Source organism: Gordonia sp. UCD-TK1 (assembly GCF_001691435.1).
GTDB lineage: Bacteria > Actinomycetota > Actinomycetes > Mycobacteriales > Mycobacteriaceae > Gordonia > Gordonia hongkongensis.
The window spans coordinates 47409-60597 of sequence record NZ_LZMP01000006.1; the positions used below are offsets into that span (position 1 = coordinate 47409).

A 13189-nucleotide genomic window follows, 5' to 3' on the forward strand; every position below is an offset into this window, starting at 1 on the left:
AGTACCCCGCCATCAGGGCCCGGCCACCGCCGATCGCGGACCCGGCCTTTCGTTGCACGGTGACATGTGTCACGTTGGTGGGCATCGACACGTTGCACCGCACCTCCGATTCGTCGCCCCGACGGCCCGTCATCGAGTCGTCGTGGCGTCGTTCGGAGCTGTCCGGGGTCCGCCCCGAGGACCGGACGCCGACGCAGGTCCAGGACATCGCTGCCGCCGACCCGCTGCTCGACGCCGCCCGCCCGGTCCTCGACGACGCCGCCGCCCGACTCGCCGACACCGATGTCTCGCTGCTGCTCGTCGACCACGAGTGCCGGATGGTGACGCGGGTGGCGTTCGGCACGACCGTGGAGCGCCGTCTCGACGCGATCGGCGCCTCGCCGGGCGTGCCGTTCGGCGAGGACGTCGTCGGGACGACGGCCCTCGGTACCCCGGCGGAGACCCGGGGCGGGATCGTCGTGAACAGCTCCGAGCACTACCTGGACCAGTTCAAGTCGATCAGTTGCTTCGGACAGCCGATCATCCATCCCGCGACCCGCAGGCTGGCCGGGATCATCTGCATGTCCGAGATCGCCGATCGCATCAACCCCTTGGCGATCCCGGTCGTCAACGCAATCGTCGCCGACATCGCCGACCGCCTGCTGGACCGGTCGCGAGCGCACCAGCGACGCGTCCTCGACGCGTTCCAGCGCGCCGCACCGCGTCGCGACCTCGCCGTCGCGGCCATCGGCGACGACCTCCAGCTCACGAATGCCCTTGCTGCCGAACTGCTCTCCCCCACCGACATCGGCGCGATGCGGATCGTCGCGACCGATCCCGCACTGCGCGCGACGGTACTGCCGCTGACCCTGGTGTCGGGCGCCGAGGTCGAGGTCGCCGTCGAACCCGTGCCGGGCGCCTGCGGCGCGGCCCTGTTCCGCTTCCGGCCGGTCAGCGAGCCGCCGCCGAGGCGGTCCGCGCCACCGACCGCCCCGTCCCGCACCAGCGTCGCGATCACCGGCGAACCGGGGACCGGACGCAGCACCCACGCCGCTGCGCTCGCCGCCGAAGCCGATTCGCCACCGGTGATCGTCGATGTCGCCGACGAGATCATCAGCGGTCGTCGCCCCGACATCCCCGCGTTCGTCGGACGCGCCCGATCGATGAGCACGACCCTGGTGATCGACGGCGTCGACCTACTCGACGCGCAGGCGGTCGCCCTACTCGGGCGCGTGGCGGTGTCGAGCTCGCCGGAGTCGCCGCTGATCGTCGTCGGCGGGCCGCGCGACCAGGCGAGTCCGGGAGTCGCCGCACTCCTCGCCCGGTGCGCCACACGGGTCGATCTCGCTCCACTACGTCATCGGACCTCGGAGCTGGCGTCGATCGCGAGCAGCGCACTGACAGACATCGACCCGGAGCTCACGCTGTCCGGACTGGCGACGGACGCCTTGCTGTGCGACGACTGGCCCGGGAACCTCACCGAGCTCAACTCGGTACTCCGGCAGGCCGCTCTGACGTGCCGAGCGCGCGCCGCGCGGGTCGTCGAACCCGCCGACCTGCCACCCGCCTATCGGACGACCAGCCGGGCCGCGCACCTGTCCGGCCGGGAACAGGCCGAGCGCACCGCGATCGTCGAGGCGCTGGACCGCGCCGGCGGCAACAAGGTGCATGCCGCAAGGGATCTCGGCATCAGCCGGACGACGCTGTACTCGCGGATGCGCGCACTGGACATCTGAGCGCGCGGCTACTCCGGCACCGCGGTGCGGGGCACCGGGTCCCGCAGCATCTGCCGTGCGAGCGCCGCGATGAGGTCGGTCCGGGTCACGATGCCGACCAGGGTGTGCCCCTCCAACACCGGGACCGCGTCGCATCCGCTCTCGGCGAGCAGCGGCAACAGCGCCCCGACCGGCGTGCCCGGGGTCGCGACGGCCGGTTCCGCCGACATCACGTCCGCGGCGCACAACTCGACGTCGTTCGAGCGCATCAACCGCCGCACGAGATGGATCTGGAACACCACACCGACGAACATGCCGTCGTCCGACGTCACCGGCAGCGAGGTGAAGCCGTACTCGTCGAAGAGGACGGCGACGTCTCGCAGCGGCGTCTCGGGGTTCACGGTCACCAGGTCTCGGGACATCACGTCCGTCGCGGCGAGCGGGCCCGCGCGGTGACCGGCAGCCTGCAGTTCGGCGGCCCCGATCAGTCGCGCGAGGTCGGCGACACCGAGGTTGAGCGACTGCTCGTACCGGTCGAGGATGCCGGTCAGTTCGTCCTCGTCCAGACCCAGCCGCGCCGCCGGCGGGGGCGCCGCGTCGAACCGGCGATACGGATAACGCCGTCCGGTCAACCGGGCGTACCCGGCGGCGAGGACCACCAGCAGGAGCGTGCCCACGAGGACGGGTGCGAGGACGAACCGGAACCCCAGCGACTGGATCGTCTCCGGACTGAGCGCGGCTGTCATCGCCACCGCGCCGGCAGGCGGATGGACCGAGTGGCACCCGATCATCAAGGCCACGGACAGACCGACCGCGAGCGCCGCCCGAAGCGCGGGCTGGCCGATGGTGAGGGTGGTCGCCACCCCCACGACCGCCGACACCGCGTTGCCGACGGTCGCGGGCCACGGCTGCGCCAACGGACTGTTCGGCGCGGCGAAGACGAGCACAGCGGTCGCCCCGAACGGCGCGATCAGGAAGAGTCCGAGCCGCAGGTCGACCCCCGACGCGGCGAGCACCAGACCGACGAGTCCGAGCGCCACCCCGGCCCCTGCTCCCGCCCGGAGGGCCTCACGGATCGAGATACCCCCGGTCACCGGGCCGAGGCCACGCAGGGCGGCGCCGACCCTGCCCGCTGGGCGCACGTTCACTCTGCTCCTCCGAAGGTCCCTGACTTGTCCGGCGTCTCACGGTAGCCACGCGGTGACGGCCGGTCGCCGCGACCCCTGTACAGCCCAGGTGTTCAGTTTCTGGACACGGCGACACGTCGGAACGGTGAGAGAAATAAGTCAGGTCGAATATGACCGAGATCACTCCACCGACCACATCACCGCCGGCACCACGCCGACCAGGAGGCCACATGACCGCCGTCGTTCCCGACACCGCCCTGCATGAGCGCGTTCGCGATTTCATCTCCGCCGACCGTCCGATGCTGATCGGCGGCGAGTGGGTGTGGTCGGCCTCGGGCCGCACCTTCGAGACCATCGATCCCGCGACGGCGCGTCCGCTCACCTCGGTCGCGCACGGCGACGCGGCCGACATCGACCGCGCGGTCCGCGCCGCGCGCCAGGCCTTCGACGACGGCCCGTGGACCCGGATGAAGCCGAATGAACGCGAACGCCTGCTCTGGCGGGTCGGCGACATCCTCACCGAACGCGCCGAGGAGTTCGGCCAGCTGGAGGCGCTCGACAACGGCAAGGCGGCCACCATCGCCGCCGCGGTCGACACCAACTGGTCGGCCGACATCTTCCGCTACAACGCGGGCCTCGCCACCAAGATCACCGGGTCGACGGTCGACGTCTCGATGCCGTTCGTGCCCGGCGGCGAGTTCCACGCGTACACCCTGCGCGAGCCGGTCGGAGTCTGCGGCCTGATCGTGCCGTGGAACTTCCCGCTCCTGATGGCCGCGTTCAAGCTGGCCCCCGCATTGGCGGCCGGCAATACCGTCATCCTCAAGCCGGCCGAACAGACCCCGCTGACGGCCCTGCTCCTCGGCGAGGTGTTCCAAGAGGCCGGCTTCCCACCGGGCGTGGTCAACATCGTCACCGGTTACGGCGAGGCCGGCGCGGCGCTCGCCGCGCACGACGACGTCGACAAGATCGCGTTCACCGGCTCGACGGAGGTCGGCAAGAAGATCGTCGACGCCGCGAAGGGCAACCTCAAGAAGGTGTCGCTGGAACTCGGCGGCAAGAGCCCCAACATCGTTTTCGCCGACGCCGACTTCGAGAAGGCGGTCGCCGGGTCGGTCGCGGCCTGGATGTTCAACCACGGACAGTGCTGTGTCGCCGGAACACGTCTCTTCGTCGAACGGCCGATCTTCGACGACTTCACCGCGGCCGTCGCCGAGGCGGCCTCGCAGGCCAAGATCGGACCCGGCCTCGACCCGTCGACCGAACTCGGACCGCTGGTCAGCCAAGAGCAGTTCGATCGCGTCTCGGGATACCTGGCGGCGGGCCTCGCCGACGGCGCACGGGCGCTGACGGGTGGAAAGCGTTGGGGCGACGAGGGATTCTTCATCGAACCGACCGTCTTCGTCGACGTCGACCCGAGTTTCTCGATCGTGCAGGAGGAGATCTTCGGTCCCGTCGTCGCCGCCATGCCCTTCGATGCCGACACCGGGGTCGCGGCCGCGGCCAACGACTCCATCTACGGTCTCGCAGCAGGCATCTGGACCACGGATCTGTCCAAGGCGCACCGGACAGCTCGACAGATCAAGGCCGGCTCGGTCTGGGTGAACCAGTACAACGGCTTCGACACCGCCATGCCGTTCGGTGGTTACAAGCAGTCGGGATGGGGGCGCGAACTCGGCTCGTCGGCCATCGAGCTCTACACCCAGACCAAGGCCGTCAACATCTCGCTCTGACCCCCATCCGCCCTCGAGTACACCCAAGGAGCACGATTTCATGTCTCTCACCACCAAGGCAGCCGTCCTCACCGGACCCGGAAAGCCGTTCGAGATCGTCGAACTCGACCTCGACGAGCCCCGCGAAGGCGAGGTGCTGATCAAGTACACCGCGGCCGGCCTGTGCCACTCCGACCTTCACCTGACCGACGGCGACCTCCCGCCCCGCTATCCGATCGTGGGCGGCCACGAGGGTTCGGGGATCATCGAGGCGGTCGGCCCGGGCGTCACCAAGGTCAAGCCCGGCGACCACGTGGTCTGCAGCTTCATCCCCAACTGCGGCACCTGCCGCTACTGCTCCACCGGCCGGCAGAACCTCTGCGACATGGGCGCCACCATCCTCGAGGGATCGATGCCCGATGGCACATTCCGATTCCACGGTGGCGGTGACGATTTCGGAGCCATGTGCATGCTCGGCACCTTCGCCGAACGCGCGACGATCTCGCAGCACTCGGTCGTCAAGGTCGACGAGTGGTTGCCGCTCGACAAGGCAGTGCTCGTAGGTTGCGGCGTGCCCTCGGGCTGGGGCACCTCGGTGTACGCGGGCGGCGTGCGTGCCGGCGACACCGTGGTGATCTACGGCATCGGCGGCCTGGGCATCAACGCGGTGCAGGGCGCGGTGTCGGCCGGGGCCAAATACGTCGTGGTCGTCGACCCGGTCGCGCTCAAGCGCGACACGGCGCTCAAATTCGGTGCAACACATGCCTTCGCCGACGCCGCCGAGGCCGCGGAGAAGGTCAACGAACTGACCTGGGGGCAGGGTGCCGACCAGGCCCTCATCCTCGTCGGCACGGTCGACGCGGAGGTCGTGGCCAACGCGACCGCCGTCGTGGGCAAGGGCGGGACGGTCGTCATCACCGGTCTTGCCGATCCGACGAAGCTGACCGTGCAGGTCTCCGGAACCGATCTGACCCTGAACCAGAAAACCATCAAGGGCAGTCTGTTCGGCTCGGCCAATCCGCAGTACGACATCGTCAAACTGCTGCGCCTGTACGACGCGGGGCAGCTCAAACTCGACGAACTGGTCACGCAGACCTACACCCTCGACCAGGTCAACGAGGGCTACCAGGATCTGCGGGACGGCAAGAACATCCGCGGGGTCATCATCCACGCGGAGTGAATACCCGGTCGGTTCGCCCGAGGTGCCGTCTCCCTCGGGCGAACCGGCCACCCACGTCGCCGGGCGGACTTTCCGGTCCGCGCCCGCACGAGGTGCTTGAATCACACATGTGACCGTGACCTGGTGGATACGTCTGCTCCGCATCGCCTTTGCCGCCCTGGGCGTCACCGCGCTCGTGTATCAGGCGGTGCTGCGCTACGGCGACGCCGGCTTCACGCTCGCGAACTTCTTCGGCTACTTCACGGTGCTGAGCAATATCTTCGCCGCGCTCATCCTGCTCGTCGGCGGACTGCTGGCCCCGGCAAGCCCGGCCTGGGAGTGGTGCCGCGGGGCGGCGACCACCTGCATGGTCATCACCGGGATCGTCTATGCGCTTCTGCTGCAGGGCATCGATGTCGATGTCACCTACGCCTGGGTGAACGACGTGCTGCATCGCGTCATCCCGCTCGTCATGCTCCTGGACTGGATCGTGGTGCGCGCCCGGCGACTACCCGAACGGGCGTGGCTGTCCTGGCTCACGATCCCGCTCGTGTACGGCGTCTACACGTTGATCCGCGGGCCGATCGCGGACTGGTATCCCTACCCGTTCATCGATCCGCGCGGGCAGGGTTATCTGTCGATGACGATCTCGCTCGTCGTCGTGTTCGTCGGCATGGCCTTCATGTCGTTCGGCGTCTACTGGGTCGGCACCCGCGGTCGGCGACCCGATGCGCCGGAGCCCGGACAGCCCGCCGCCGAACGCGGTTAGTCCGCGCCCGGCCGGTCCGCGGGCGCGCTCCCGAACGCCGCGACGAGCTGCGCCGACCAGGTGTCTACGACCAGCGCACGCCGGGCGGAGTCATCGGACAGCGTGTCCGCCAGGCCGAGTCCGCGCGCCATGTCCAGAGTCGCCTGCACCAGCCGGTAACCGGTCTCGTCGTCCGGGGCCACCCCCATCGCGGCCATCGTCCGCTGATGGGCCGCGCGGGCGAACTTCGCTTCGAGTGGCAGGATGAGCCGCCGCAGCGCCGGGTCGGACGCGGCGGCGGCCCAGACCTGGAGTGCTGCCTTGAATTCGGTGCCGGTGTAGACGTCGACGGCCCGCTGGACGGCGCGGATGACCCGGTCCGGGGTCACTTCGTCCGCCGCCTCCGGCGATGCGTGCGGATCCCCGACGGCAGCGCGGGTCATGTCCTCGAAGACCTGCTCGAGTGCCGCGGTGATGAGGGCTTCGCGCGTCGGGAAGTGATGTTGCGCCGCACCGCGGGACACGCCGGCACGTTCGGCGACCGCGGCCACGGTCGCGGCGGCCCAGCCGTCCGCGGCCAGCGCGTCGACCGTGGACCGCAACAGGCGCTCGCGGGTCAACCGCGAGCGTTCCTGTTGCGGGGAGCGGGTGTTCGCCGACGACGTGGTCACCGCGAGCCTCAGTAGGACTTCGGCAGCCCGAGGCTGGTCTGCGCGACGAAGTTGAGGATCATCTCCCGGCTCACCGGGGCGATGCGGGCGATCCGGGCGAGGCTCAGCATCGGCGCCAGTCCGTACTCGGTGGTCAGACCGTTGCCGCCCAGGGAGTGCACGGCCTGGTCCACGACCTTCACACAGGCCTCGGCGGCCGCGTACTTCGCCATGTTGGCCGGCTCGGCGGCGCCCCAGTCGTCGCCGGCGTCGTAGAGGGTCGCTGCCTTCTGCATCATCAGCTTGGCCATCTCGAGCTCGACCTTGCCCTGGGCGAGCGGGTGCGCGATCGCCTGGTGCGCACCGATCGGCGTCTTCCACACCGTGCGCTCCTTCACGTACGACACCGCCTTGTCGAGCGCGAACCGGCCCATCCCGACGGCCGACGCCGCGGCCATGATGCGTTCCGGATTGAGCCCGGCGAACAGTTGACTCAGGGCAGCGTCCTCGGAGCCGACGAGCGCGTCGGCGGGCAATCGCACATCGTCGAGGAAGAGCTGAAACTGCTTCTCTGGGTTCTGCAGTTCCATGTCGATCATCGTGTACGAGAAGTTCTCGGAGTCGGTGGGGACGATGAAGAGCGCGGGCTTGAGGTTGCCGGTCTTCGCGTCTTCGGTGCGGGCGACGATCAACACGGCCTGCGCCTGGTCGACGCCGGAGATGTAGACCTTCTGGCCGGTGAGCAACCAGTCCGAGCCGTCCCGACGGGCCGTGGTGGTGATCTGGTGGGAATTGGAGCCGGCATCGGGTTCGGTGATACCGAACGCCATCGTGATCGACCCGTCGGCGAGACCCGGCAGCCACCGCTGCTTCTGCTCGTCGGTGCCGAAACGGGCGATGACGTTGCCGCAGATGGCCGGTGAGACGACGAGCATCAGCAGTCCGGTGCCCGACGCGGCGATCTCCTCCATCACGATGGCGAGCTCGTACATCCCGGCACCGCCGCCGCCGTACTCCTCGGGGAGATTGACCCCGATGAAGCCGAGCTTGCCCGCCTCGGCCCACAACTCGTCGGTCTTGCGGCCGGTGCGCGCGCACTCGCGGAAGTACTCCTGTCCGTACTTCGCGGCGAGTCCGGCGACCGCCGCGCGCAGCTCGGCGCGTTCGGTGGTCTCCACGAACGGATTGGTGTCCACGGTCATGTCGATGCTCCCTGTCTCGGTCTTCGATGTGGTTCGGCGGCGGACGGTTTCGGCGGCCGGTCAGGCCTGGTAACCGAGCCGTTTGGCGGCCAGTCCGTTGAGGATCTCGGTGGTGCCGCCACCGATCCCGATGATGCGCATGTCGCGGTATTGCCGTTCGACCTCGGTGCCGGTCATGTAACCGAGGCCGCCGTGCAGCTGAACGGCTTTGTTGGCCACCCACTCCCCCGCCTCGACCGCGGTGTTCTTGGCGAAGCACACCTCGGCGATGAGGTCGTCGGTGGAGCTGACCTTCCGTTCGACGAGGGCCCGCGTGTAGGTGCGGGCGATGTCGATGCGGCGTGCCATCTCGATCAGGGTGTCCTGCACCGACTGCCGGGCGATGATGGGTTTGCCGAAGGTCTCACGGTCGCGCGCCCACTGCAGGGTGAGGTCGAGGCAGCGTTGCGCACTGGCGTACGCCTGCACCGCCAGACCGGACCGTTCGGTGACGAAAGCGGTTGCTATCTGCGAGAATCCGGAGTTCTCCGGTCCGACCAGGTTGGTGACCGGCACCCGCGCATCGACGAAGGACAGTTCCGCGGTGTCGGAACTGCGCCACCCCATCTTGTCCAGCTTCCGCGTGACCTCGAAGCCGGGTGTGCCCTTCTCGACGACGAGCAGTGAGACGCCCGCGGCTCCCGGTCCTCCGGTGCGGACGGCGACGACGACGAAGTCGGCGCGGACCGCGGAGGTGATGTAGGTCTTGGAACCGTTGACGACGTAGTGGTCCCCGTCGCGCTCGGCCTTCGTCGTCAGGTGGCCGACGTCGCTTCCGCCGCCGGGTTCGGTGATCGCCAGGCTCCCGATCTTCTCGCCCGCGAGCGTGGGCCGCACCCACCGGTCGATCTGGTCGGGGTCGCCGGCGGCGATCAGGTGCGGCAGGGCGATGCCGTGGGTGAACAGCGACGCGAAGACGCCACCGGCCGCGCCGGCGTAGTGGAGTTCCTCGCCGAGGATCGTGCTGTCGATCAGATCACCGCCGGAGCCACCCACCTCCTCGGGGACCCCGAGCCCGAACAGACCCAGTTTGGCCGCCTCGATGTGCAGTTCACGGGGGATGGCACCCTCGCGCTCCCAGTCGTCCTGGAACGGGAGGATGTGTTTGTCGACGAATCGGCGCACGGTGGAACGCAATTCGAGGCGTTCGGGCGTCTCCCAGATCGGACTGGCGATGGGCATCGTGTTCTCCTGTCGGACTGCGTGCGACTGCGTGCTGCTGCGATCGGACGATTCGGCGGCGTAAGGGGGCGGTGGACGTCAGCGGCGGACGGTGACGACGACGGGCGTCTCAGCTCGCCCGCGGTTCGCGACCCGGCCCGGGCGGACCTGCGAAACACTGTGCGATACCCGACCATTCGACCGCGTCGGGTCCGGTGAGCTCGAGTGCGAGGTCGGCGAGTGCGCGTCGCTGGGTCACCAGGAAGCAGAAGTCGAGTGCCGGCCCGCGCACGCTGTTCGACGCGTCGTCCGGGCCCCAGGTCCAGATCTCGCCCGACGGCGCGGTGAGCGCGTAGTGGAACGGCTCGGCCGGCGGCGTACGGCCGTTGACGATGTAGGCGAAGTCGCGTGTGCGGACACCGATGTGGGCGACGCTGCGGATCCGATCGGTCGGCACGACGGGAACACCGAGGGCGTCGGCGACATCGAGGCCGTGTGCCCATGTCTCCATCAGGCGCGCGGTCGCCATCGACGCCGCGGACATCGGTGGCCCGAACCACGGGATCTTGACGCCGGCCGGTACCGCGCGCAGCGCGTCGGCGAGACGGTCGCGCGCCGCCCGCCAACCGGCCAGGATCTCGTCGGCCGGCGCGGCGGCCCCCGCTTCGGCGGCGTCGTCGACGTAGGTCGCCACACTGCTCGCCGCCTCGGAGAGCAGTGCGCCGAACCGGTCCGGGTCGGTGGCCGCGACCGCCGCCACCTCGTCGGTCCACGCCAGATGCGCGATCTGGTGCGCGATCGTCCACCCCGGCGCCGGCGTCGGGGTGGCCCAGCCCGCATCGTCGAGACCCGCGACGAGGGTGTCGAGCTGCGCGGATTCGGCTTCGAGGTCGGCGACGACGCCGATCACGGCTGCTTGTCCCTCAGGCATGCGATCACCCTCACACACGGCATCAGAAGAATCAAGCGCGCTTGATTGTTTTTCCCGCAGGGACGACCCGGCGCTTTCACCACCGGTGGTTGAGCCGGCACCGAGCGGAGCGAGGCGCCGAGTCGAAGCCACTCGACAACCCGCGCCCCCACCGCTGGTTTCAGTGTCAGGGTTGTCTAGCCACTTCGGTGGTGGTTGGGTTCTGACCATCAGGCATCTGGCTCTACCGCTGGTTACCGCCCCTGGCTGTATTGGGCTGGTGTTGGCTCATTGTGCCGATGCCTGGTGTGTCAGGACCGGCCGGCGTGACTTGATAGGAGCGTGGCATCGCCCCGACTGAGATGTGTCCGCCGACCGGCCCGACTGTCGCCACTCCMCTCTGACAGGAAGGCATCTTCCATGATCGTTATCGGTGCTGGCGTCTCACGATGCCGTGTCCTACGAGATGAAAGCTCTCGTGGACTATCGGGATTGCCTTGTGCGCGAACGAACCTCGAAGATCAACCGGGTGTTGTGGCGGGTGCATCAACTCGATCCCGAGTACCACATCAAAAAGGGTGGGTTGACGGCGAAGAAGCATCAGAAAGCACTGCAAACCTGGCTGGAGCCTCAAAGCAGTGTCGATGCCCGCCTGGCCGGCAAGGAAGTCGCCGCCATCTACGACCTGACCGTGGAGATCAATGAGGTCGAAAAGGAGATCACCAAGAAGGTTTCCGACGCGGTGCCCACCCTGTTGGCGATGCCCGGCTGTGGCGCGCTCAGCGCCGCGAAACTCCTCGGCGAATCCGCCGACATCACCCGCTTCCCCGGGGAGGCCCAGTTCGCCCGCCACGCGGGAATCGCCCCAGTGCCGGTGTGGTCGGCCAACCCCGGACGCCATCGACTCACCCGGTCTGGCAACCGCCAGATCAATGCCGCGATCCACCGCATCGCGCTGACCCAGGCACGCATGCCCGACACCCTCGGCCACGCCTATTACGAGAAGAAGAAGGCCGAAAACAAGACCCCTCGCGAGGCGATGCGCTGCCTCAAACGCCGCCTCGCCCGCGTCGTCTACAACCACCTCACCACCGACCACCACGCCCGCACCCGCAAAGCCGACAACCCAACACCCGCCGCCGCTTGACATAGGAGCTATGAGCCGGCCCCGATCGAGTACTCCTGCCCGGCACCGGCATGCAGATGCCCGGCGAACGATGCCGCCTGGCCGGCGATGGTGGCGATGACGCCGCCGTGCATGGTGCCGAACATGTTGCCCATCCACGGCTCGGTGGCACTGCGAAAGCGGATGCCGGACTCACGGTCGGTGGTGCCGTCGATCACCTCGACGCGGCCGTTGAGCATGTCGGTGAGCGGGCCGGGTTCCCGCATCTTCGACGCGATCTCCTCGACCACGGCCCGCCCGGACAGCGCGGCGGGTATGGGCTCGGGCAGGACGGACCCGTCATCGTCGCTGCATTGCGGTGTCGCGTGGCCGATCTCGGCGGACGGGGTGGCGCCGGTCGGGGCACGGCCGACACGGACGTTGCGCGCAGTCCCGACGCAGCACAGGTCCCCGGTACCGGTGCGGATCTCGACCGACGTCGAGCCCCAGTCGTCGTCGTGCATGACCACCTCGGCCCGTGCAGCAACCAGGTCGCCTACTTCTGCGCGGCCGTGTGTGGACATCGTCAGGCGTGCCTGGAGGGTCGCGGCGGCGGGGTCGTCGTGGATGCGATGGAACGGGATACCACCGCAGTGATCGAACAGCACGGCGAACGCCGGCAACTCGATCACGCCGCGATGGTCGGCGAACCGCGGGCACAGCCGCTGCGAGGCCCGCACCCCCGACTCCGACACCGAGATGTCGCCGAGGTGGAACGCGGACAGGGGATCGTGCGGCTGGCTCATGAAATCCCTTCTATCAGCGATGTACCGCCGATCTCGCATTGGAGAGTCCAATCTCACTCCCGTAGTCTGGCTGCGTACGTGTCCAAAGTGACGGGAGAGACAGATGCGACGCACAACTGTGGCGACGATCGGGGCGATTGCGGCAGTGGGAGCGTTCGGCGTAGGAGCAGGCACCGCCTTCGCCGCACCCGCGGAACGACCCCTCAGCGTGGAGCAGGTCCCCAACGCCGGAGTCACCGTCGGCGCGAACGGCATCACGGGCGGTTTCGTGGCGAGCATCCTCGCCTCGGCCACCGAACCCGGGGTCACGCTGATCACGCTCAACACGACGCCCACCGAGTCCTGCGCCACCAACCTGAAGGATGCGCGCGTCGGGATCACCTGGAAGAACACATCGACCGGGGCATCCGGCGACGAGGTCTTCGCCGCATGTGCGGACGGACGTCCGTCCGACGGGGTCGCCGTTGCGACCGGAGCGGGATCGGTCGAGTTCACCACGACGATCCTCGGCCAGGGGGACCAGACCTTCACGGTCGTCCCGGGCAGCGGATCGTTCACGCGCTGACGCCGAGCCGACCACACCCACTCCGCTGAGCGGGAGGGCGCGAGCCACCCACCCTGCTCCCTGATCTGAATGAAGCCCGTAACCCGTGCTCCCTGAGGTGTGAGGAGCGCAAGCCGCCGGGCCGAGCAAGCGACGAAGGAGCGCGTCGAGGTCGACGAGCCTCGGAGGGCTGGCGAGACACGTTGTTACACCCTTCGTGGCTCGCTTCGCTCGCACCTCAGGGAGCATGGAGATCAGACGCTCACGAGTGTTCTTTCAAAGGTCACGGCGACCCCCTCCGGTACCGCAGTAGACAATTCTGCAAATCTGTA

At 68.7% G+C, this 13189-nt stretch carries 12 protein-coding genes; 6 read left to right on the top strand and 6 right to left on the bottom strand.

Going from position 1 to position 13189, the window contains the following annotated elements; all coding sequences use genetic code 11:
• The first annotated feature begins 77 nt into the window (after positions 1-77).
• Positions 78-1715: a sigma-54-dependent Fis family transcriptional regulator gene (locus A9310_RS05160; RefSeq protein WP_139104544.1), complete on the top strand. Its 1638-nt coding sequence runs from the start codon at positions 78-80 to the stop codon at positions 1713-1715.
• 8 nt (positions 1716-1723) lie between these two features.
• Here A9310_RS05160 and A9310_RS05165 read toward each other — a convergent pair whose 3' ends face one another.
• Entirely contained in the window at positions 1724-2842 is a 1119-nt protein-coding gene (locus tag A9310_RS05165) for an HPP family protein (RefSeq protein WP_065629672.1), read from the bottom strand.
• A gap of 209 nt (positions 2843-3051) precedes the next feature.
• On the opposite strand from A9310_RS05165, the gene A9310_RS05170 reads away from it, so the two are divergent.
• The 3 genes from A9310_RS05170 (at position 3052) to A9310_RS05180 (ending at position 6461) form a co-directional block, all read left to right on the top strand.
• Positions 3052-4554, top strand: a complete 1503-nt coding sequence (locus A9310_RS05170) for an aldehyde dehydrogenase family protein (protein WP_065629673.1) — start codon at positions 3052-3054, stop codon at positions 4552-4554.
• A 40-nt stretch (positions 4555-4594) separates the two neighbouring features.
• Complete coding sequence (locus tag A9310_RS05175; RefSeq protein ID WP_058252381.1) at positions 4595-5713, top strand: NDMA-dependent alcohol dehydrogenase; 1119 nt, start codon at positions 4595-4597, stop codon at positions 5711-5713.
• A gap of 109 nt (positions 5714-5822) precedes the next feature.
• The gene (locus A9310_RS05180) at positions 5823-6461 is read left to right on the top strand and encodes a Pr6Pr family membrane protein (protein WP_065629674.1); all 639 of its coding nucleotides are present in this window, start codon (positions 5823-5825) and stop codon (positions 6459-6461) included.
• On the opposite strand, the gene A9310_RS05185 is transcribed toward A9310_RS05180, so the two are convergent.
• The 4 genes from A9310_RS05185 to A9310_RS05200 all read right to left on the bottom strand — a co-directional run bounded on the left by A9310_RS05185 (position 6458) and on the right by A9310_RS05200 (position 10423).
• A complete protein-coding gene (locus tag A9310_RS05185) occupies positions 6458-7111 on the bottom strand; it encodes a TetR/AcrR family transcriptional regulator (protein WP_065629675.1) in 654 nt (217 codons plus the stop codon). The genes A9310_RS05180 and A9310_RS05185 overlap by 4 nt on opposite strands.
• A gap of 8 nt (positions 7112-7119) precedes the next feature.
• Positions 7120-8292 (bottom strand): acyl-CoA dehydrogenase family protein, encoded by a 1173-nt coding sequence (locus A9310_RS05190; protein ID WP_010840516.1) that lies wholly within the window; start codon positions 8290-8292, stop codon positions 7120-7122.
• A 60-nt stretch (positions 8293-8352) separates the two neighbouring features.
• Positions 8353-9513: an acyl-CoA dehydrogenase family protein gene (locus A9310_RS05195; protein WP_065629676.1), complete on the bottom strand. Its 1161-nt coding sequence runs from the start codon at positions 9511-9513 to the stop codon at positions 8353-8355.
• A gap of 109 nt (positions 9514-9622) precedes the next feature.
• Entirely contained in the window at positions 9623-10423 is an 801-nt protein-coding gene (locus A9310_RS05200) for a TIGR03084 family metal-binding protein (protein WP_065629677.1), read from the bottom strand.
• Between the two features lie 433 nt (positions 10424-10856).
• Between A9310_RS05200 and A9310_RS05205 the strand changes: the two genes are divergently transcribed.
• On the top strand, positions 10857-11549 hold the full coding sequence (locus A9310_RS05205) for a transposase (RefSeq protein WP_254661179.1): 693 nt from the start codon (positions 10857-10859) through the stop codon (positions 11547-11549).
• An 8-nt stretch (positions 11550-11557) separates the two neighbouring features.
• Here A9310_RS05205 and A9310_RS05210 read toward each other — a convergent pair whose 3' ends face one another.
• Positions 11558-12313, bottom strand: a complete 756-nt coding sequence (locus A9310_RS05210; RefSeq protein ID WP_083207266.1) for a thioesterase — start codon at positions 12311-12313, stop codon at positions 11558-11560.
• Between the two features lie 103 nt (positions 12314-12416).
• On the opposite strand from A9310_RS05210, the gene A9310_RS05215 reads away from it, so the two are divergent.
• Complete coding sequence (locus tag A9310_RS05215; protein WP_065629678.1) at positions 12417-12878, top strand: hypothetical protein; 462 nt, start codon at positions 12417-12419, stop codon at positions 12876-12878.
• Positions 12879-13189: the final 311 nt, after the last annotated feature.

What these genes read in the sequence shown, in the direction of transcription:
- A9310_RS05210 (WP_083207266.1), bottom strand. Translation starts at nt 12,313, where the DNA reads ATGAGCCAGCCGCACGATCCCCTGTCCGCGTTCCACCTCGGCGACATC.
- A9310_RS05175 (WP_058252381.1), top strand. Translation starts at nt 4,595, where the DNA reads ATGTCTCTCACCACCAAGGCAGCCGTCCTCACCGGACCCGGAAAGCCG.
- A9310_RS05215 (WP_065629678.1), top strand. Translation starts at nt 12,417, where the DNA reads ATGCGACGCACAACTGTGGCGACGATCGGGGCGATTGCGGCAGTGGGA.
- A9310_RS05170 (WP_065629673.1), top strand. Translation starts at nt 3,052, where the DNA reads ATGACCGCCGTCGTTCCCGACACCGCCCTGCATGAGCGCGTTCGCGAT.
- A9310_RS05195 (WP_065629676.1), bottom strand. Translation starts at nt 9,513, where the DNA reads ATGCCCATCGCCAGTCCGATCTGGGAGACGCCCGAACGCCTCGAATTG.
- A9310_RS05200 (WP_065629677.1), bottom strand. Translation starts at nt 10,423, where the DNA reads ATGCCTGAGGGACAAGCAGCCGTGATCGGCGTCGTCGCCGACCTCGAA.
- A9310_RS05190 (WP_010840516.1), bottom strand. Translation starts at nt 8,292, where the DNA reads ATGACCGTGGACACCAATCCGTTCGTGGAGACCACCGAACGCGCCGAG.